Origin of the sequence: Aquabacterium lacunae, assembly GCF_004310865.1 — a bacterium.
Lineage (GTDB): Bacteria > Pseudomonadota > Gammaproteobacteria > Burkholderiales > Burkholderiaceae_C > Aquabacterium > Aquabacterium lacunae.
This window is the reverse complement of the sequence record NZ_SIXI01000003.1, coordinates 196,837-217,131: the sequence shown is the minus strand read 5'-3', so window position 1 is coordinate 217,131 and position 20,295 is coordinate 196,837. Positions and strand designations below refer to the sequence as shown.

At 65.9% G+C, this 20,295-nt stretch carries 17 protein-coding genes; 12 read left to right on the top strand and 5 right to left on the bottom strand.

Annotation, left to right across the window (positions count from 1 at the left end; genetic code table 11):
- The first annotated feature begins 229 nt into the window (after nucleotides 1–229).
- The 3 genes from EYS42_RS08375 (at nucleotide 230) to EYS42_RS08365 (ending at nucleotide 3,976) form a co-directional block, all read left to right on the top strand.
- Nucleotides 230–676 carry a pilin gene (locus EYS42_RS08375; RefSeq protein ID WP_130967708.1) on the top strand — a complete coding sequence of 149 codons (447 nt, stop codon included), beginning with the start codon at nucleotides 230–232 and terminating at the stop codon, nucleotides 674–676.
- Between the two features lie 143 nt (nucleotides 677–819).
- Nucleotides 820–1,959 carry a glycosyltransferase family 2 protein gene (locus EYS42_RS08370; RefSeq protein WP_245503566.1) on the top strand — a complete coding sequence of 380 codons (1,140 nt, stop codon included), beginning with the start codon at nucleotides 820–822 and terminating at the stop codon, nucleotides 1,957–1,959.
- A complete protein-coding gene (locus EYS42_RS08365; protein ID WP_130967706.1) occupies nucleotides 1,937–3,976 on the top strand; it encodes a hypothetical protein in 2,040 nt (679 codons plus the stop codon). The genes EYS42_RS08370 and EYS42_RS08365 overlap by 23 nt, the downstream gene beginning before the upstream one ends.
- On the opposite strand, the gene EYS42_RS08360 is transcribed toward EYS42_RS08365, so the two are convergent.
- Together EYS42_RS08360 and EYS42_RS08355 are read right to left on the bottom strand one after the other, a co-directional pair.
- Nucleotides 3,940–4,335, bottom strand: coding sequence for a GtrA family protein (locus tag EYS42_RS08360; RefSeq protein WP_165456680.1), 396 nt, complete (start codon nucleotides 4,333–4,335; stop codon nucleotides 3,940–3,942). The genes EYS42_RS08365 and EYS42_RS08360 overlap by 37 nt on opposite strands.
- A 5-nt stretch (nucleotides 4,336–4,340) precedes the next feature.
- Nucleotides 4,341–5,033 (bottom strand): methyltransferase domain-containing protein, encoded by a 693-nt coding sequence (locus EYS42_RS08355; RefSeq protein ID WP_130967704.1) that lies wholly within the window; start codon nucleotides 5,031–5,033, stop codon nucleotides 4,341–4,343.
- A gap of 93 nt (nucleotides 5,034–5,126) precedes the next feature.
- Between EYS42_RS08355 and tkt the strand changes: the two genes are divergently transcribed.
- The 4 genes from tkt to EYS42_RS08335 all read left to right on the top strand — a co-directional run bounded on the left by tkt (nucleotide 5,127) and on the right by EYS42_RS08335 (nucleotide 10,937).
- The gene (gene tkt / locus EYS42_RS08350) at nucleotides 5,127–7,172 is read left to right on the top strand and encodes a transketolase (protein ID WP_130967703.1); all 2,046 of its coding nucleotides are present in this window, start codon (nucleotides 5,127–5,129) and stop codon (nucleotides 7,170–7,172) included.
- Between the two features lie 71 nt (nucleotides 7,173–7,243).
- Nucleotides 7,244–7,819, top strand: a complete 576-nt coding sequence (locus EYS42_RS08345) for a PKD domain-containing protein (RefSeq protein WP_130967702.1) — start codon at nucleotides 7,244–7,246, stop codon at nucleotides 7,817–7,819.
- A gap of 42 nt (nucleotides 7,820–7,861) precedes the next feature.
- Nucleotides 7,862–8,863, top strand: coding sequence for a type I glyceraldehyde-3-phosphate dehydrogenase (gene gap, locus EYS42_RS08340; RefSeq protein WP_130967701.1), 1,002 nt, complete (start codon nucleotides 7,862–7,864; stop codon nucleotides 8,861–8,863).
- Between the two features lie 535 nt (nucleotides 8,864–9,398).
- Nucleotides 9,399–10,937 carry a S8 family serine peptidase gene (locus EYS42_RS08335; RefSeq protein ID WP_165456679.1) on the top strand — a complete coding sequence of 513 codons (1,539 nt, stop codon included), beginning with the start codon at nucleotides 9,399–9,401 and terminating at the stop codon, nucleotides 10,935–10,937.
- Between the two features lie 13 nt (nucleotides 10,938–10,950).
- Here EYS42_RS08335 and EYS42_RS08330 read toward each other — a convergent pair whose 3' ends face one another.
- The 3 genes from EYS42_RS08330 to EYS42_RS08320 all read right to left on the bottom strand — a co-directional run bounded on the left by EYS42_RS08330 (nucleotide 10,951) and on the right by EYS42_RS08320 (nucleotide 13,336).
- Entirely contained in the window at nucleotides 10,951–11,733 is a 783-nt protein-coding gene (locus EYS42_RS08330; RefSeq protein WP_130967699.1) for a hypothetical protein, read from the bottom strand.
- A 117-nt stretch (nucleotides 11,734–11,850) separates the two neighbouring features.
- Complete coding sequence (locus tag EYS42_RS08325) at nucleotides 11,851–12,768, bottom strand: biotin--[acetyl-CoA-carboxylase] ligase (RefSeq protein WP_130967698.1); 918 nt, start codon at nucleotides 12,766–12,768, stop codon at nucleotides 11,851–11,853.
- Nucleotides 12,769–12,805: 37 nt separating this feature from the next.
- Complete coding sequence (locus tag EYS42_RS08320; protein ID WP_130967697.1) at nucleotides 12,806–13,336, bottom strand: SET domain-containing protein; 531 nt, start codon at nucleotides 13,334–13,336, stop codon at nucleotides 12,806–12,808.
- A 160-nt stretch (nucleotides 13,337–13,496) separates the two neighbouring features.
- Here EYS42_RS08320 and EYS42_RS08315 point away from each other — a divergent pair, with 160 nt between their 5' ends.
- The 5 genes from EYS42_RS08315 to EYS42_RS08295 all read left to right on the top strand — a co-directional run bounded on the left by EYS42_RS08315 (nucleotide 13,497) and on the right by EYS42_RS08295 (nucleotide 20,221).
- Entirely contained in the window at nucleotides 13,497–16,154 is a 2,658-nt protein-coding gene (locus EYS42_RS08315) for a DNA topoisomerase III (protein WP_130967696.1), read from the top strand.
- Nucleotides 16,155–16,294: 140 nt separating this feature from the next.
- Entirely contained in the window at nucleotides 16,295–17,371 is a 1,077-nt protein-coding gene (gene pstS, locus EYS42_RS08310) for a phosphate ABC transporter substrate-binding protein PstS (RefSeq protein ID WP_130967695.1), read from the top strand.
- Nucleotides 17,372–17,499: 128 nt separating this feature from the next.
- Nucleotides 17,500–18,525, top strand: a complete 1,026-nt coding sequence (gene msrP, locus EYS42_RS08305; protein WP_130967693.1) for a protein-methionine-sulfoxide reductase catalytic subunit MsrP — start codon at nucleotides 17,500–17,502, stop codon at nucleotides 18,523–18,525.
- A gap of 12 nt (nucleotides 18,526–18,537) precedes the next feature.
- Nucleotides 18,538–19,155: a protein-methionine-sulfoxide reductase heme-binding subunit MsrQ gene (msrQ, locus tag EYS42_RS08300; protein WP_245503565.1), complete on the top strand. Its 618-nt coding sequence runs from the start codon at nucleotides 18,538–18,540 to the stop codon at nucleotides 19,153–19,155.
- A 43-nt stretch (nucleotides 19,156–19,198) separates the two neighbouring features.
- On the top strand, nucleotides 19,199–20,221 hold the full coding sequence (locus EYS42_RS08295; RefSeq protein WP_130967691.1) for an AEC family transporter: 1,023 nt from the start codon (nucleotides 19,199–19,201) through the stop codon (nucleotides 20,219–20,221).
- The last annotated feature ends 74 nt before the right edge of the window (nucleotides 20,222–20,295 follow it).

The window sequence follows — 20,295 nt, the reverse complement described above, 5'->3', positions numbered from 1 at the left end:
CTGGGGGTGACAAGTTTTGTCGACCACGAAGTGACGGAAACCTCTCCATTTGTATCCTGTTGACGCCCGCTTTCAGGGGAAACGTGCAGAAATTGGCATCCATCCCGCACCCGAGGGGGTTGGCACGCCGTTCGCAATGAATGAGGCGTGACGGTCAGTGTCCCCATCGGGATGACCGCCCCGGCCAACTCATTCACCAGCAGGGCTTCCAGCCCATCAGGAGTACCTCATGAACATCCGCCGCATCCGCAAGCAGGCCCAAAAGGGCTTCACCCTGATCGAACTGATGATCGTCGTCGCCATCATCGGCGTTCTGGCTTCGATCGCACTGCCCGCTTACCAGGGTTACATTGCCAAGTCGCAAGTGGCGGCTGCCTACGGCGAAATCTCGCCCGGCAAGACCAACGTGGAAGACATGTTTGGCCAAGGCAACGGCATTGTGGCGTTCAGCGATCTGGGCTTGCAGACCTCCACCTCTCGCTGTGACATCTCCCACGGGGGCCTGGTCACGGCCGGCGCCGCGGGTACCATCGTGTGCACCATCAAGGGCAACGGGCTGGTGAATGGCAAGACCATCACCCTGTCCCGCTCTCAAGACCTTGCCACCCCTGGCGCCTGGACCTGTGCCACCACCGTCAGCGCCAAGTACTCGCCCAAGGAATGCCCGGGCGTCTGATCACCTTGATTGCCTGAGCTGAAAAGGCCGCCCTTGTGGGCGGCCTTTTTCATGGGAGAGCGAACCTTGGCTTGCGCCACACTGTGGGGCCTGTTCGGCGTGCTTGAAAGACTCAAACAATGTCAGTGGAGTTGACAATTCTGATGCCGTGCCTCAACGAGGCTCGGACCTTGCCCACCTGCGTGCAGGCGGCCCAGAGCTTTCTGGCGCGTGCGGGTGTGCGGGGTGAGGTGCTCGTGGCCGACAACGGCTCGACCGATGGCTCGCAGGCCCTGGCCCAATCGCTGGGCGCTCGGGTGGTGCCGGTGCCCGAAAAGGGCTACGGGGCGGCCCTGCGCGGCGGCATCGAGGCCGCACACGGGCGCTTTGTCATCATGGGCGACTCTGACGCCAGCTACGATTTTTCCAGGCTTGACCCGTTCCTGCAGGCCCTTCGGGGCGGCGCACAGCTGGTCATGGGCAATCGTTTCGCGGGCGGCATTGCGCCGGGCGCCATGCCCGCGCTGCACCGTTACCTCGGCAATCCGGTGCTCAGCTGGGTCGGGCGCACCTTTTTCAAGGTGCCCGTGCGTGACTTCCACTGCGGTTTGCGGGGCTTCGACCGGCATGCCGTGAAGGCTCTGGGGTTGAGCACTTCGGGCATGGAGTTCGCCAGTGAAATGGTGGTCAAGGCGGCGCTGGGTGGCCTGCGCATCAGCGAAGTGCCCACCACCTTGCAGCCCGATGGGCGGGACCGCCCACCGCATTTGCGCAGCTGGCGCGATGGCTGGCGGCACCTGCGTTTCCTCTTGCTGTTTTCGCCGCGGTGGTTGTTCCTGTACCCCGGGCTTGCGTTGATCCTGCTGGGCTCGCTGGGCATGGCCCTCATCCTTCCGGGGCGTTTGCCGCTGGTCCACGTCATGCTGGACATTCACACCCTGCTGTACTGTGCTGCTGCAGTCATCATGGGCTCGCAGCTGGCCATGGTTGGGGCCTTGGCCCGGGTGGCCGGCACACAGACCGGCTTGTTGCCGCCCAGTCGGTTCACCCGGTGGGCGCTGTCCTCGTTCCGGCTGGAGTTGGCCTTGCTGGTGGCTTTGGCCAGTCTGCTGGGCTCAGCCTTCATGGTGCTGTCTTCGTGGTGGATCTGGCAAGGCGCAGGCTTTGCGCAGCTGGATCCCGCGGTGGTCATGCGCCGGGCCATCCCAGCGGTTACCTTGGCGCTGCTCGGGGTCGAGATCATGGTGGGCGCTTTTTTTCTGACATTCCTGCAGTTTGGTCATGCAAAGCCTCGGGCGGCGTGAGCGCCTGGCACTCGATGCGGCCAGCGTGCTTGGGTGCTGGGCGGTGGCCTGGTGGATGGGTGCCGACCTCAACTGGGACCTGATCAACTACCACCTCTACGCGCCAGACCTGCAGTTTCGCCGGTCGCTCGATCAGGATTTCCTGGGGGCTTCCTTGCAGGGCTATCTGCAGGGGCTGATGTACCTGCCGCTGTATGCCATGGTGCGCATGGAAGCCTCGGCGCTGACGGTCAGTCTGGTGCTGGCCACCTTGCACAGCGTCAACCTGATGTTGCTGCACCGCATTGCGGATCTGGCCCTGCCCGTGCGGGTGGCGCGTCGAGGCTGGATCGTGGCCTTGGCCGCGGCCTTGGGAGGCATGTCTGCGATCTTCTGGGCCGAAGTGGGCACCAGCTTTGCTGACGCCTTGGTGTCATTGCCCTTGCTCGCAGGCATGCTCAGGTGGTTGCAGGCCGCAGCAGACGGCCGTGCCGATCGCTCGCCAGTTCGAGAGGCAGCCATCTTGGGCGGCTGGATCGGCCTGGCTGTGGGTTTGAAGCTGACCGCATTGATGTGGGTGCCGTTATGGGCCTTGTATGCCTGGGTGCGAGCCGGGTCCCGCGCGGTGTGGGCTGCCATGGCCATGGGTGCTGCGGCGCTGACGAGTTGGGGCTGCATTGCAGGGTTGTGGGCCTGGCGTTTGTGGCAGCACCATGGCAACCCTTTCTTCCCCCTGTTCAACCAGTGGTTCCATTCGCCTGACGCGGTGGAGGTGAGCTACCGACACGATCGGTTCACCCCGGCTTCGGCCTGGGACGCCGTGTTGCTGGCTTGGCGCATGGCTTTGCCCGACACCCACACCTACTCGGAGGCCTTCGCTGCCGATGTGCGCCCGCTGATGTTCCTGGTGTCGGTGGTGCTGGGCGTGGGGGTGGCCGTGGCCCAGCGTTCGGGCCACTGGTGGCACAACGCATGGCGACGTCCGCCGGTCATGGTGGTGGTCTGGTGCTTCGTGATGTGGTGGGTCTGGGCCTTGACCGGGGCCAACGGCCGTTATGCCATGCCCTTGTGGCTGATGCTGGGGCCCGCGCTGGCGGCGGCCTGGGTCACCTTGTGGCGCGGCAAGCGTTGGAGTGTGTACGGGTTGGGCCTGTTCATCTGTGTGCAGTGCCTCAGTCACCTGGGCGGCGGTGTCGAGCGTTGGGGGCCACACCCCTGGACCGATGCGTTCGCCAAAGTGGCCGTGCCAGCACAGTGGCGCGACCGGCCATACCTGTTCCTGTCGCTGCAAAACCAGAGCTACGCTTTCCTGTCGTGGCAAGTGCACCCGGACAGCGGTTTTGTGAACCTGATGGGGCAGGTGCCCTTGTGGGAAGGTGGTCCGGGATGGCCGCGTGTTCAGGCGCTGTTGGATCGTCATGAAGGTCATTGGATGGCCCTCAGTCAGATGCCCAGCCAGACGGATGCGCGGTGGGAGGAGACCCGTGAGCGAGTCATTGCAGCCCAGCGTGAGCGGTTGCGCTCGTTCGGGTTGACCGTCCCGCGGCAGGCCGCTTGCCAGCGTTTGCCCTTGCATCCGCCGGTACAAGCCCCTGTCGAGCTCAACCCGTCTCAGCCACACGTCGTGCGTCAGGAGGCTCATCAGGAGGCGCGCAGTGGTGGTGAGGTGCTGGCCTGTCCGGTTCAGCCTCTGGTGGGGCAGGCTGCAGACGATCAGCGGGTGTTCAGGCAGGCTTTGGCAGCCTCGGATCAGGTGCTCGCCCAGGTGATGCGGCAGTGCCCGCAACTGGAGGTGGGCGTGCCAGCTGTCACCTTGCACGAGCCCGAGCGGTTTTTCCGCGTGCAGTTTGTGACCGACCTGAAGGTTGTGCTGTTGCCGGCGTCAGGCAAGGTGCGCGCCTTCGGACGTCATGGTGAGGTTGAGTTACCTGACCGATGCACGCAAGGGCTCGACCTGGGCTTGGCGCGCCGCGCATTCGCACAGTGGCAGCAGACGGCCACCTACCGAGAGGCTGTGGCTGAAGTCTTTCGGCGCTGACGGAACACCCAAAGCACCGACAACACGTAGGTGAGTGCGGGTGTGCACACCGAGGCCATCAGCGTGGTCCATGTGGGCGGCAGGTGCCAGGCGGTCAGCGCCTGCGTGATGCCTGAAGCCAGGGCCATGCCTGCTGCAGATGACCCAAGGAAACGACCCATCTCACCGACCATGGGCGCGTTGGAGCGAAAGGTGAAGCGCCGGTGCAGCAGGTAGCCCACCGGCATGGCCGAGGCGTAAGCCAAGGCGCCACACAAGGCCCGTGACCATGGGGTCTCGGTCAGCAGCACATGCAGCACGAGCCCGAACCATGCGGCGGCCAGGATGCCCGACACGGCAAAGCGGAACAGGCGCGTCATGGGCGTCAGCGGCGTTGTCCCCACGCCATCAGGTTCGATGGCCATCCCATCAGACGCACGACCTCCAGATGGTGATGCCAGGTGCCAGGAGCGCCGTCGGCCAGCGACCCCAGGGTGTGTGCGTCCAGCAGGTTCAGGTTGTCGGTCTGGGCCCAGAAGGTCTTGCCCAGGCCACGCAGCAGACGCTGATGCTGGGCTTGCGGCAGCCAGTGAATGAGTGGCAGCAGGGTGTGAAACTCCAGCGGGAACCAGCGGTTGGGCGTGGTGATGAAATAGCCGTTGGCCACCCTCAACAATTCACGCACGAACTCTTGTTGCTGGGTGCGCGAACCCACGTGTTCGACCACGGCCGAACAGAACACCAGGTCGAACGATCGGTCGGCGAAGGGCAGGGGGCCGGGTGGAATCTGCACGAAGTTGACCGACGGGAATCGGTCGCGCAATCCGGCGACATCCTCGATGCTGGCGGCCGTCAGGCTCTGTGGCCAGGGGTAGGCTTGTTCGAAATGGTTCGATTCCGGCAGCGTGGTGTCGGGTGTCACGCCCAGGTCCAAGACACGCGTCCGGGCGGTGGGCTGGAACACGTCCAGGAACTTGTCCAGCATGGCCTGGCGCGCCTTCCAGGCGTGGTGCGAACGCAGGCGCGTGAGCGGGTGCCCTTTCGAGAAGTAGTCGATGGCTTCTGTCATGGTTTGCATGATGCGGCAAAACCGTCGCCACCCGGGTTCATTCGGCCATCCGGGTGTGCAGGTAAAATGCAGGGTTTGTGCCAACCAGCCCCTGACACCACCATGTCCGACACCACCAAGAACGTCACCGCCATGGCCAACGCGATCCGTGCCCTGGCCATGGACGCTGTCCAGCAAGCCAACTCCGGCCACCCCGGTGCCCCCATGGGCATGGCAGACATGGCCGTCGCACTGTGGGGCCGCCACCTGCGCCACCACCCCGCCCAGCCGCTGTGGGCCGACCGCGACCGCTTCGTGCTGTCCAACGGTCACGCCTCGATGCTGATCTACGCGCTGCTGCACCTGTCGGGCTACGAACTGTCGATCGACGACCTCAAGGCCTTCCGCCAGATGCACAGCAAGACCCCGGGCCACCCTGAAGTGGGCATCACCCCCGGCGTCGAAACCACCACCGGCCCGCTGGGGCAGGGCATCACCAACGCCGTGGGCATGGCCCTGGCCGAGAAGCTGCTGGCCGCCGAGTTCAACGTCGACGGCCACACCATCGTCAACCACCACACCTACGCCTTCCTGGGCGACGGTTGCCTGATGGAAGGCATCAGCCACGAGGCTGTGGCCCTGGCCGGCGCCTGGAAGCTGAACAAGCTGATCGCCCTGTACGACGACAACGGCATCTCGATCGACGGTCAGGTCGCGCCCTGGTTCATCGACGACACGCCCAAGCGCTTCGAAGCCTGCGGCTGGAACGTGATCGACCTGGTCGATGGCCATGACGTCGATGACGTCGACGGTGCCATCGAGCGCGCCAAGCTGAGCAAGGACAAGCCCACCCTGATCGTGTGCAAGACCTCGATCGGCAAGGGCTCGCCCAACCGCGCCAACACCGCCAAGGCCCATGGCGAGCCCCTGGGTGGCGAGGAGATCCAGCTGACCCGTGACGCCATCGGCTGGGCCCACGACCCCTTCGTGATCCCTGCCGAGGTGTACGCCGACTGGGACGCCAAGGCCGAAGGCCAGCGCCTGGTCGACGACTGGAACCAGCGCTTTGCCGCCTACCAGGCCGCCTTCCCCGAGAAGGCCGCCGAGTTCACGCGCCGCATGGCCGGTGAGCTGCCCGCCAACTTCGCGGAAACCGCCGTGGCCGCCGTGGCCGCCGCCCACGAAAAGGCCGAGACCGTGGCCAGCCGCAAGGCCAGCCAGATCGCCCTGGAGTTCTTCACCGCCGCCGTGCCCGAAATGCTGGGCGGCAGTGCCGACCTGACCGGCTCGAACCTGACCAACACCAAGAGCACCCCCGCCCTGCGCATGGACGCCGACGGCCACGTGGTGCTGACCGAAGGCAAGCCCGGCCGCCACATCAACTACGGTGTGCGCGAATTCGGCATGGCCGCCATCATGAACGGCATCACCCTGCACGGTGGTTTCATTCCTTACGCCGGCACCTTCCTCACGTTCAGCGACTACAGCCGCAACGCCATCCGCATGGCCGCGCTGATGAAGCAGCGCGTGATCCACGTGTTCACGCACGACTCCATCGGCCTGGGTGAAGACGGCCCGACCCACCAGTCGGTCGAGCATGCCGCCAGTCTGCGCCTGATCCCTGGCCTGGACGTCTGGCGCCCGGCCGACACCACCGAAACCGCGGTGGCCTGGTCGATCGCCCTGGCCAACAAGAACCGCCCCTCGGCCCTGCTGCTGTCGCGCCAGAACCTGCCCTACGCCCCCAAGACCGATGCCGACGTGATCACCCAGGGTGCTTACGTGCTGGCCGAGCCGTCTGAAGTGGGTCTGCGCAAGAAGGCCGTGGCCGTGATCGTGGCCACTGGCTCGGAAGTGCAGCTGGCACTGAACGCCCAGCAGCAGTTGGCTGCTGAAGGCATTCCGGTGCGCGTGGTGTCCATGCCGTCCAGCACCGTGTTCGACCGCCAGCCCGTGGAATACAAGAAGGCCGTGTTGCCCGCCAAGCTGCCCCGCATTGCGGTGGAAGCTGGCGTGACCGACTTCTGGTGGAAGTACGGCGTGGACGCCGTGGTTGGCATCGACACCTATGGTGAGTCGGCCCCCGCCGGCGTGCTGTTCAAGCACTTTGGCTTCACCCCTGAAAACGTGGCCGCCACGGTCAAGAAGGTGCTGCGCACCAAGCGTTGAAACCCGTTGGGCGGCGGCCTCATCCAACGGCCGTTGCCCCGCCCCTGTCTGGCATGTCTGAGGGAGTTTTCATGCGATTGACTGTTTCGCGCGCCACGGTGTTGGCTGTGTCGCTGTTGCTGGCCCAGGTGGCCATGGCCCAGAAGATTCAGCGAGTCGAGGCCTCGCCTTCGCCCGCACAGGCCGGGCAAGAAGTGAAGGTGACCACCCATTTCGAGGTCAGCAACGATGTGCACAACTGCACCCTGCAGGTGCACTTCGGTGACGGCGCTGTTCAGAAGTTCCATGTGAACCAGGCCAAGGACGCACCGTTGGTGCTGACGCACACGTACAACAAGCCGGGGCGTTACACCCTGAAGGCCGAGGGTAAGGGGTTGACCCGCTGCACTGGCGAGAACCAGACTGCCGACCTCGACGTTCAGGCCTCCAAGCCTGCCGTTCAAGGTGCCTCAGGCAAGTCTGCCGCGCCGGTTTCGCCCTGTCCCGCAGGCTGGTCGCTGGCCAAGCCTGGTGTCCAGCCCAAGACCGGCGCGTTCACCTGCACGGCCAAGGCGGGCACGGCGGCACCGGCCGCAGCCCTGGAGTGCCCGGGTGAGCTGAGCTACTTCGTCAATGTCAAGAAGGGCCAGCTTGGCTGTCGCCCCTGATTTTCTTTTTCACGACCATCCAAGTCTCTTCGGAGTTCTCTCATGACCATCAAGATTGGTATCAACGGCTTCGGCCGCATCGGCCGCATGGTGTTCCGTGCCGCAGTTCAGAACTTTGCCAACGACGTCGAAATCGTCGGCATCAACGACCTGCTCGAGCCCGACTACCTGGCCTACATGCTGAAGTACGACAGCGTGCACGGTCGCTTCAAGGGTGATGTGGCCGTCGACGGCAACAACCTGATCGTCAACGGCAAGAAGATCCGCCTGACCGCCGTGAAGAACCCCGCTGAACTGAAGTGGGACGAAGTCGGCGCCGACGTCGTGATCGAATCGACCGGTCTGTTCCTGACCAAGGAAACCGCCGAAGCCCACATCAAGGCCGGCGCCAAGAAAGTCATCATGTCGGCCCCGTCGAAGGACGACACCCCGATGTTCGTGTACGGCGTGAACGACAAGACCTACGCCGGTCAGACCATCATCTCGAACGCTTCGTGCACCACCAACTGCCTGGCCCCTGTGGCCAAGGTGCTGAACGACACCTTCGGCATCAAGCGCGGCCTGATGACCACCGTGCACGCGGCCACCGCCACGCAAAAGACCGTGGACGGCCCGTCGAACAAGGATTGGCGCGGCGGCCGCGGCATCCTGGAAAACATCATCCCCTCCAGCACGGGCGCTGCCAAGGCCGTGGGCGTGGTGATCCCTGAGCTGAACAAGAAGCTGACCGGCATGGCCTTCCGCGTGCCCACCTCCGACGTGTCGGTGGTGGACCTGACCGTCGAGCTGAACACCGAAGCGTCGTACGACGACATCTGCAAGGCCATGAAGGCCGCTTCCGAAGGCGCCATGAAGGGCGTGCTGGGCTACACCGAAGACAAGGTGGTGGCCACCGACTTCCGCGGTGAAGTGTGCACCTCGGTGTTCGACGCCGAAGCCGGCCTGGCCCTGGACAGCACCTTCGTGAAGGTTGTGTCCTGGTACGACAACGAGTGGGGTTACTCGAACAAGTGCCTGGAAATGGCCCGCGTCATTGCCAAGTGATCGCCAGGTGATTGGCTGATTTCGTAGCATGAAAACGGCACCTTCGGGTGCCGTTTTTGTTACCACTGAAGGAAAGTGTGACTTCAAGACGCCTGTTGCCCTTTGGGGGGAGGCCACACATCCGCCGTCGCACCATAATCAGGCGATCGCAACGTGGAGCGTTCACGTGTTCGTTCGCCTGACCGTCATCGCCGCCTTGGCGGCCACTCTGGTGCCTGCCACACAAGCGGCACCTGCACAGACAAGCACCGAACCGGTGCGCGGCTTCATCCTGCACCTCAAGACCGATGTGGCGGAAGGGGCGCTGACCACCCGGGGCCAGGCCTCCCGCCGGCACGCCCGGTTGGCCAGCTTGGCGCGCCAGGCGGGGTACACCAGCAACATGCCCTGGCGCCACCTCAGCAACCGCATGGTGTCGGTGCGTTTGCCCTCCGACGTGACGCCTGAGCAGCAGGCGCGCCTCATGGCCCGCTGGATGGCTTCTGGTCAGGTGGAATGGGTGGAGCCCAACGTGAAGATGTGGGCGCACCAGGTGGTGTCGGCCGCCCCCAACGACGCGCAATATCTGAACAACAGTCAGTGGTGGGCCAGTGCTTCGACCAGTGCAAGTTCAGGGAGTGGGACGCGCCAGAACGCCGGGGTGCCGAATCTCACAAGAGCCTGGACCACAGAGTACAACGGCGCCAGCACGGCTTTGGCTTCAGTCACTCCTGTGGCGGTGCTGGACACCGGGCGGGTGGCTCACGATGACCTGTACCCCCGAGACACCAACCAAGCCACTTCTCACGCTTTGCCTGGGCATGACTTCGTGGCCGATGCGCAGTTTGCGGGTGACAGCGGAGGTCGAGACTCTGACGAATCTGACCCCGGTGATTTCGTCTCGCCGAGCGAGGCCAGCCAGGCGGCTTTCAGGCAGCTGGGTTGTGGCGTGCAGGACAGCTCTTGGCATGGTTTGGCCATCGAGGGCATCCTTGGGGCGCGGACCAACAACAGCTCAGGCATGGCGGGCATTCACGCGAATCCACGCATTGTGGCTGTGAGGGTGGCGGGCAAGTGCGGTGCCGACCTGGATGACATCCTCTCGGCCATGTATTGGGTGGCCAAGGTCAATCCCAGCCAGTCGCTGGATGCTTCCCTTCCGTCCAATCCCAATCCGCGTGCACGCGTGGTGAACATCAGTTTTGGTGGTTCAGAAAGCTGTGGTTTGGGTTACCAGACCGCGGTCAATGACCTGAAGAACAACGGGGTGGTGGTCGTGGCTTCAGCCGGCAACGAGCACGGCGCCGTGTCCCGACCTGCCAGTTGCCAGAACGTGGTGGCGGTTGCGGCCCTTAACCGCCTGGGCCTTAAGTCGACCTACTCCAATTTCGGTGCCGCTGTGACCATTTCCACTGTGGGGGGGGATCCTGGGCCAGGTGCGGGCTACACGGATGCGGGTGTATGGGGGAGCGCGCTGGGTGACGATGGCATCTTCACCACAAGTCACAACACCAACAGTGCCCCGTCGTTGGGTACTTCCAGCAACAGCTACGCAATCTATGCTGGCACCAGTTTCTCGGCACCCATGGTCGCCGGAGTCATCGGCATGATGCTGGACGTGGCTCCCAGCCTGTCTGTTGACGACGTGTTCAGAGGTCTGCGTGCATCGGCACGCCCTCATGTCACCAGTACCCTGATCGGCCAGTGCAGCAATGACAACCCGGGTCGCTGCATGTGCACCACCAGCACCTGTGGTGCTGGCATGCTGGATGCCTATGAGGCCTTGCGTTGGGCGCGATTGGTGCGGGATGGCCAGGAAGGTGCCTACACCAACCCGGCCACTGCTCAAGTGTTGGAGGCTGACCCTCTTGTGGAAACGCGCATCAGGCAGGCCTTGGCCATGTCCAGCAAGGACCGGGTTGCCAACAACCAGCAGACACCTGCCACGACGGGGGCAACGGCATCAGCAGGTGGTGGTGGTGGCGGTGCTTTTGGCGGGCTTTGGGTGTTGGCGCTGGCTCTGATGGCCGCCGTGAGGCAGGCATGGCCGCGACTCCTGCGTGCGCGTTCGAGTGTGCGCAGAGCTCTGGTTTGAGCAGCCCCCCGGCTCAGCCGTTGCAGTCGATGAAGCCTTTGCCTGCCGGCAGGGGCAATTTCTGCAGCTGGGCCTTTTGAGTCAGGTCAACCGCTGAAGCCCGCAGCACCTGCAGTTCCATGGCCGGGCGCGCATTGACGACCCGCGCTGTGCGGATGCCACGAAGACGCAGCGTTTCGAGTGCGGCATTGGCCTGGCGTTCTTCGGTGAACTTGCCCAGCGACAGGCCACGGGCCAGCGTGGCGGGCGAGCGCACTTCTTCAAACGGCAGGTTGCGGATGCGGCGCAGCTCGGCCTCTTTGCGCTCCAGCGATTCGTCGTCGGGGTAAGGGCCCATGTACACCAGCCACAGGCCCGGCACGGCCACGCTCTGAACGCCCCACTGGCCCGGCTTGAGGATGCGGCTCAGCATGGCGTTGGCCTGGCGTTGCTCGTCCTGGGTGAAGGGGCCGGCTTCCACACACTGACCATTGGTGTCGCCCGGCGATGCCACGTCGAGGGATGGGGCACTGGCCGCGCCGTTGCGTTCCGCCGTGGCCGCTGAAGAGGCGGTCGAGGTGGCAGATGCTGTGGATGCGCCGGCGGTCGGCGCGGCAGCGTTGGCCGATGCTGTCGCGTCGGACGGGGCGCTGTGCTTCAGCACGATCAGTTGCTCGGGGTTCACCTGCTGCTTCAGGCGCTCGGGGTTGCGCTGGGTCTCGCCCGGGCCAGCGGTGGCTGTGCCCAGCCAGCCGGCATGCCAGGCAAAGAAGCCGGCATTGGCCAGGATCAGCACCAGGGTGGTCAGGCGAAGCATGGTGTGGGGCAGGGCGCCAGCGGCGTGTGGCGCATGGAAACAGCAGGTGTGGCGATCATACGGCGCACTCCGACGTCGCCGAAGCATGGGCGCCCGAGGTGGGCCCCATGCAAAGCCTCAGTGTGGTTGCGGTCTGACGCTCACATCCCCCACTTGCCACTGCGCCACTGTGCCGTCGGGCAGCCTCACGCGCAGGCTGCCGTCGGAGTTCACGCCTTCCAGGTGGCCGCTCTGGTCGGGCGCTGGGGCGTGGGGCGCGTCAGGGCTCACGCCGTCGGGCAGGCGGGCCCACAGGGCCACCTCGCGGCCTTGCAACGCATGCAGGGCCTGCCAGCGGGCTTGCAGCGGCGCAAAGCCGTGCTGGCTGAACCAGTGCACCGCCTGCAGCAGTGCGGGCATCAGCAGGGCCAGGGCCACGCCCGGGGTGAGCGTGCAGCCCAGGTCGGCCAGGGCCACGCGCTGGCCTTGCTGCTCGTGCGGCGTGGGGCCCAGGTTCAGGCCCAGCCCGATGACCACCCAGCGCTCGCCAGCGGGCAGGTGGGCGGGGGCCTGGGCTTCGATGAGCAGGCCGCCCAGCTTGCGGCCGGCCACCTGCAGGTCATTGGGCCATTTCAGCTGCACCGGGGGGTGGCCTGGCAAGGTGCGCAGGGCCTCGGCCACGGCCAGGCCGGCGGCCAGAGACAGCGCACTGCCGCCGCCGGGCACGGCGTCGAGGTTCAGGGGCAGGCCCAGGCTGCAGGTCAGGGTGTGGCCGGGCTGTGCCTGCCAGCTGCGCCCCGCACGGCCTCGACCGGCGGTCTGTTGCCAGGCCACCACCACGGCGGGGGCAGCGGCACCAGATTCTGCGTTGCGGCCCAGGGTCATGGCGCAGGTGTTGGTGGAGCCCACCTCGGCCAGCACCTCGACGCTGAAACCCTGGCGCCAGGCCTCGGGCAGGTCGGCCTGTTGCACCGCCAGCCACAGCGCTTCGGCGGCCTGGTTCAGGTCGGCCAGGCCTTCGGCTTCGGTGGCGGGTCCGTGTGTCAACGCTGTCATGAGGGCACCGGTGCGGTCTGGCGCCTGCACGGAAGGCTCAGGCCTTCTTGCGGCGCTTGAGCGCCAGCATGGTGCCGCGGCAGCTGGGCGTGCCGCACCAGCAGGCGTATTCCTTCTTGAGTGTGGGCGTGATGCGCTCGTCGATCACCAGGCCGTAATCAAAGAACAGCTCTTCGCCGGGCTCGATGTCGCGCAGGGCATACAGGAACACGCGGTTGCCATCCTGTTCGGCTTCCAGGTTGGGCTCGCAGCTGTGGTTGATCCACTTGGCCGAGTTGCCCAGGTGCTTGCCGTCGATCACGTGGCCGTCATCGAGGTGGAAGTAGAAAGTGTGGTTGGGCTGGCTGGGGTCGTGCGGGTGGCGGTCGAGCGCCTCCTGCCAGGTGATGATCTCGCCCTTGTATTCCAGAACCTTGTCGCCAGCGCTCAGGGGGCGCACGGCGTACACGCCCTTGCCATGCACGCCCGAGTCGCGCACCTGGGTGCGCTTGCCCGTGGCGGGCGCGGGGTGCACCACCGGCGCGGTGCGGGCGGCGGGCACGGGCTTTTGGGGCTTGGCTTGCGACATGGGCCGTTCTGGGTACATTGAAAGTGTGGGCGCGCGTGCGCGTGCGCACGCTCGTGTGCCTGTGCGCACCTGCGTGTGCGTGCGCGCGTAGGGCCCATTGTATGAACAACCCCGTCATCTTTTGCTTTTCAAGTGGTCGCTTGACGCTATAAACACGCCCATGAACACGTCCGTCAGCAAAGCCCTGGTCATCGCCGAGAAGCCCTCCGTCGCACAAGACATCGTGCGGGCGCTCACGCCTGTCGATGGGAAGTTCGAGAAGCACGACGAATATTTCGAGTCCGAGCACTACGTGGTCAGCTCGGCCGTCGGTCACCTGGTCGAAATCAAGGCGCCCGATGAATTCGACGTCAAACGCGGCAAGTGGAGCTTCACCAACCTGCCCGTGATCCCGCCACACTTCGATCTGAACCCGATCGACAAGAGCAAGGGCCGGCTCAACGCCCTGGTCAAGCTCATCAAGCGCAAAGATGTCACCACCCTCATCAACGCCTGTGACGCGGGCCGCGAGGGTGAACTGATCTTCCGCCTGATCGTGCAGTACGCCGCCGACAGCACCGCCACGACCCGCGCCAAGGGCCTGGGCAAGGACGTGCAGCGCCTGTGGCTGCAGAGCATGACGCCGCAGGCCATCCGCGAGGGCTTCGACAAGCTGCGCAGTGACGAGCAGATGATGCCGCTGGCCGATGCTGCACGTTGCCGCTCCGAGGCCGACTGGCTGGTGGGCATCAATGGCACCCGCGCCATGACGGCCTTCAACTCGCGCGATGGTGGCTTCTTCCTGACCACCGTGGGCCGTGTGCAGACGCCCACGCTGTCCATCGTGGTCGAGCGCGAAGAAAAGATCCGCAAGCACATCTTCCGGGATTACTGGGAAGTGCGGGCCAGCTTCGATGTGGCCGCCGGCAACTACGAAGGCAAGTGGTTCGACCCGAACTTCAAGAAGGACAAGAACGCGCTGGAGGGTTCGGCCGAGGCCGAGTTCAAGGCGGACCGTGTGTGGAGCGCGGCCGAGGCCCAGGCCATTGCCGACGCCGTGCGCGGCCAGACCGGCACCGTGACGGAAGAATCGAAGCCCAGCACGCAGGCCAGCCCGTTGCTGTACGACCTGACCACGCTGCAGCGCGAGGCCAACTCGCGCTTCGGCTTTTCTGCCAAGACCACGCTGGGCCTGGCCCAGGCCCTGTACGAAAAGCACAAGTGCCTGACCTACCCCCGGACCGATTCGCGTGCGCTGCCTGAAGACTATGTGGGCGTGGTCAAGCAGACCCTGAACGCCATCGCCGAGGAAGACCTGCCCGGCCCGCTGAAAGAGCTGGCCGGCCATGCCCGCAAAGCCCTGAACGACGGCTATGTGAAGCCCAACAAGCGCGTGTTCGACAACGCCAAGGTGTCGGATCACTTTGCCATCATCCCCACGCTGCAGACGCCCAAGGGCCTGACCGAGGCCGAGGCCAAGCTGTACGACATGGTGGCCAAGCGCTTCATTGCCGTGTTCTTCCCGTCGGCCGAGTTCCAGGTCACCACCCGCATCACCGAGGTGAAGGCCGCGGGCAAGTCGTACAGCTTTCAGACCAACGGCAAGGTGCTGGTCAAGCCGGGCTGGCTGGCCGTGTACGGCAAGGAAGCCCAGGAAGAGGGCGACGACACCACGCTGTGCGCCGTGCAGCCGGGCGAATCGGCCAAGAACGACGACGTGCTGGTGAGCGCGCTCAAGACCAAGCCGCCGGCCCGCTACACCGAAGCCACGCTGCTGAGCGCCATGGAAGGCGCGGGCAAGCTGATCGACGACGAAGAGCTGAAAGCCGCGATGCAGGAAAAGGGCCTGGGCACGCCAGCCACCCGCGCCGCCATCATCGAAGGCCTGCTGACCGAGAAGTACATGCTGCGCGAAGGCCGCGAGCTGATCCCCACGGCCAAGGCCTTCCAGCTGATGACCCTGTTGCGCGGCCTGGGTGTGGTCGAGCTGACCAAGCCCGAGCTGACCGGCAACTGGGAGCACCAGCTGTCGGAAATGGAAAAGGGCCGCCTGAGCCGCGAAGCCTTCATGGGCGAGATCGCGGCCATGACCCAGCGCGTGGTGCAAAAGGCCAAGGAATACGACCGCGACACCATCCCGGGTGACTACGCCACCCTGAGCGCGCCGTGCCCCAACTGCGGTGGCGTGGTCAAGGAAAACTACCGCCGCTTCACCTGCACCGGCGCCGACGGCCACGGCGAAGGCTGCGGCTTCAGCATGACCAAGATCCCGGCCGGCCGCAGCTTCGAGCTGCACGAGGTCGAGCAGCTGATGACCGCGCACAAGCTGGGCCCGCTGGAGGGCTTCCGCTCGAAGGCGGGCTGGCCCTTCACGGCCGAGCTCAAGCTGGTGAAGGACGCCGAGGTCAACAACTGGAAGATGGAGTTCGACTTCGGCGAAGACGCCAAGAAGGAAGAAGAATCGGGCGAGCCGGTCGATTTCAGCAACGCCACCACCCTGGGCGCTTGCCCCAAGTGCGGCGGCAGTGTGTACGAGCATGGCGCCAACTACGTGTGCGAAAACACCTTGGGCGGCGGCAAGGCCAAGTGCGACTTCAAGAGCGGCAAGGTGATCCTGCAGCAGCCGATTGCGCCCGAGCAGATGGGCAAGCTGCTGGAAAGCGGCAAGACCGACCTGCTGGAGAACTTCGTGTCGAACAAGACACGCCGCAAGTTCAAGGCCTTCCTGAGCTGGGACGCCAAGGCCGGCAAGGTGGGCTTCGAGTTCGAACCGCGCGCGGCCAAGGCGCCTGCGGCCAAGAAGAGCGCGCGCAAGGTGCCCGCCAAGAAGGCGGCCTGAGGCCTTTCCAAGGCACCCGCACCCAGCTTCGCCCCAGATCGCGGCGAGCCCTTCAGAACGGGGGGCTCGCCGTGTTTTCAGGCGCTCAGGGCTTTCCCTGGGTGTATCGTTCGGCCCTTGCTGTACCGAGCGATTGCTGAATGACCGAGTCGAGCCGAGTGTGGAGGCGCCGCATCCTGTCGTGGGGGGCGGTGCTGGGTGTGTCGGTGGCCTGCCAGGCCGCCTGGGGCCAGATGGTGCTGGACGGCGCAGGGGCCACTTTCCCGTCGAAGGTGTACGAGCGCTGGGCCCGTGAATACGAACGCCAGCGCCCAGGCATGAGCGTGCGTTATGCGCCCACCGGCTCGTCGGACGGGGTGGCCAAGGCCCGACAGCGCGCCGTGCTGTGGGCGGGCACCGATGCGCCCCTGAGTGCCGCCCAGCGTGCCGAGCACCGCCTGGTGCAGATCCCGCTGGTGGTGGGCGGCCTGGTGCCCGTGGTGAACCTGCCCGGCGTGGCGCCCAACACCCTGGTGCTCGATGGCCCCGTGCTGGCGGCGCTGATGCTGGGTGAGATCAGCCAGTGGAACGATGTGCGTGTGGCGGCCTTGAACCCGGGTGTCAGGCTGCCCAGCCTGCCGGTGCGCCGCGTGGTGCGCAGTGACGGCTCGGGCTCGTCAGAGGTGTTCTCTCGCTACCTGGGGCTGGTGTCGGCCGCCTTTGCCAGCAAGGTACCGGCCAGCACCCAGCCGGCCTGGCCCGGTGAACCGGTGCGGGCCAAGGGCAATGACGGCGTGGCAGAGATGGTGCGAACCACGGCGGGGGCCGTGAGTTATGTGTCGTTCGACCGTGTGGCCCGTGACCGCCTGACCGCCGTCAAGCTGCGCACGCAGGACGATGCCAGCGTGGCGGCTTCTGAGACGGCTTTCCGCGCGGCCTTGCTCGCCTCCGACATGTACCGCAAGGGCGACGACGAAGCCTCGCTGCTGGCCCAACCCCGCCGCGATGCGTGGCCCATCACGGCCACCAGCTTTGTGCTGCTGGACGCCAGCCCGCGTGATGCGGCCAAGGCCCAGGCCATCAGCCGCTTCGTGTACTGGGCGTTCATGCACGGTGACGAACTCACCCGCGGCACCGGCTTCGCGCCCTTGCCCGAGCGCGTGCAGGCCCGCCTGGCCGGGCGCCTGCTGCAGATCCGCCTGCCCGACGGCAAAGTGCCCGATTTGTCCGCGCCCTGACCAGGGGCGGTCGTGCCCCGGCGCGCGGCAGGGCGGCAAGCGATGTAAGGTGTGCGCGGGTGTCAGGAATGCCGGGTCGGGAGCGACTTGGCCTGTGCGCCCCTTTCGCGCTTTCCCGGAGTTCGCCCATGTGGATCAAGACCTCGCGCTCACCTTCGCACCCCGACAGCGGCCTGCAGCACCCGCACGCCCATGAGATCACGCCGCCCGAGGTGTACGCCCAGCGGCGCGAGTGGCTCAAGGGCCTGGCCCTGGGCGGTGCCGGCGGTCTGGCCGGTGCCCTGGGGCTGCCTGCGGCGCACGCGCAAGGCGTGGCCCCGGTGCCCCGGGCTGGCAAGCTGGCGCCTTTGCCTAGCGTGCGCAGCACCGTGCCCGGCGCGCTGGCCGCCGACAAGCTCACGCCCTACGAGGACGTGACCACCTACAACAACTTCTACGAGTTCGGCACCGACAAGAGCGACCCGGCCGAGCTGGCCCATACGCTCAAGACCCGCCCCTGGACCCTGCGCATCGAAGGAGAAGTGGACAAGCCCGTCACCCTGGGCCTGGACGATCTGCTCAAGCTGGCCCCCATGGAAGAGCGGATCTACCGCCTGCGCTGCGTGGAGGGCTGGTCGATGGTGATTCCGTGGGTGGGCTATTCGCTGTCGGCCATCTTGAAGAAGGTGCAACCCACCTCCAAGGCGAAGTTCGTGGAGTTCCATTCCCTGGCCGACGCCAAGCAGATGCCCGGGGTGCGCAGCCCTGTGTTGCTGTGGCCTTATGTGGAAGGCCTGCGCATGGACGAAGCCATGCACCCGCTGACCCTGATGGCCTTTGGCCTGTACGGCGAGGTGCTGCCCAACCAGAACGGTGCGCCCTTGCGCCTGGTGGTGCCCTGGAAGTACGGCTTCAAAAGCGCCAAGAGCATCGTGAAGATCCGCCTGGTCGAGCGCGAGCCTGTGTCGTCGTGGACGGCAGCGGCCCCGCGCGAGTACGGCTTCTACTCGAACGTGAACCCCAAAGTGGACCACCCGCGCTGGAGCCAGGCTTCCGAGCGGCGGCTGGGCGAAGGTGGCTTCTTCGCGCCGCGAAAGCCGACTCAGATGTTCAACGGCTACGAGGCTCAGGTCGGTCAGCTGTATGCTGGCATGGACCTCAAGAAACACTACTGACGCCTTCCTGCTGTGAAAGAACTGATTCAGAAAGCGCTGGTGCACCCGGCTGGCAAGCCCCTGTCGTGGGCCTTGTACGCGGTGCCGTTGGCCGGCGTGGTGCTGGCCGGCGTGGCGGGCCGCCTGGGCGCCAACCCCGCCGAAAAACTGATCCACGAAACCGGCGAATGGGCCCTGCGCTGGCTGTGGCTTGCCCTGGCCATCACACCGCTGCGCGAAGTGTTCCAGCTGCCTCAACTGCTGCGCTACCGTCGTGGCCTGGGCGTGGCGGCCTTTGTGTACGCGCTGCTGCATTTCCTGGCCTACGCCTGGCTCGACAAGGGCTGGGTGCTCGATGACATCGTGCATGACATCGTCAAACGCAACTTCATCCTGGTGGGGGTCGTGGCCCTGGTGCTGATGACGCCGCTGGCCCTGACCTCGTTCAATGCGGCGGTGCGGGCCCTGGGTGGGGCGCGCTGGCGCCTGCTGCACAAGCTGGCCTATGCCGCGGCGGTGGCCGTGCTGCTGCACTTCCTGTGGAAGAAATCGGGCAAGAACGACTACGCCGAAGTGGTGGTGTACGCCCTGGGGCTGGCCGCCTTGCTGGGCTGGCGCTTCGGGCGGTTTTCGAGCCAGGTGGGCCGTTGAGCACCTGGGGCGGGCCTGAGGGGCCCTTCGGAGGGGCCGGGTCGTGCTGAACCTGCTGACGCAGTTCACGCCGTTCTTCGTGCTGGTGCTGCTGGGTTGGGGCGCGACACGCGCGCGCCTGCTGCCGCTGGAGGGCATTGGCGCGCTCACGGTGTTCGTGCTGTTTTTCGGCCTGCCCGCCATGCTGTTTCGCCTGGGGGCCAGTGGTGCCCTTCACCAGCCGGGCCTGGGCTGGCTGCTGTTGTCGTACGGGGTGGGGGGCGTGTGCCTCATGGCCGCAGGGCTGTGGTGGGCGCAGGGCCAGGGCCTGAGCCGGCGCGACGGTGGGCTGGTGGCCCTGGTGATCGCCTTTCCCAACACGGGCTTCCTGGGCCTGCCCTTGTTGACGGGCTTGCTGGGCCCGCAGGCGGCGGGGCCGGTGGCCGCCACCTTGATCATCGACGTGTTGCTGCTGAGCTCGCTGTGCCTGGCCTGGGCGCACTCGCGGCCAGGGACAGGCTCAGGCCCTGACGAAGCGGCTGCGCGCGTGAACGACAGCGCCTGGCATGCGGCGCAGGCTTCATTGAAGGGCGCGCTGCGCAACCCCTTGCTGTGGTCGATGGCCCTGGGCATGGCCTGGGCCGAGACCGCACAGCCCGTGCCCGCGGTGCTGGACACCACCTTGAAACTGCTGGGCCAGTCGGCCACGCCGGCCGCGCTGTTCACGCTGGGGGCCATCCTGGCGCGTGCGCAAATGCAGCCGGTTGCAACGCACCGGGTGGTGGCGCCCAAAGCCTTGGTGGTGCCTACCTTGCTCAAGCTGGTGCTTCACCCCTTGCTGGTGCTGGGTGCGGGGCGCGCGCTGCAGCACCAGGGGCTGAACTTGCCCGATGCCGGCTTGCTGGCCCTGGTCATGGCCGCAGCCCTGCCTTCGGCCAGCAATGTGTCCATGCTGGCCGAACGCGAGCGCGCCGATGTGGCCTTGGTGGCACGGATCATTTTGGGCAGCACGGCGCTGGCACTCGTCGGTGTGACGGCTTGGGCTCTGGGCCTGGGCTTGGGGCCGGAGCGTGCCGCAGCCGGTTGATCGGTGCCCGTCAGCCGCATGCTGAGTTTGCGGTGTTTGCACACTGTGCGAAATCGTGGTCGTGGCGGTTCACC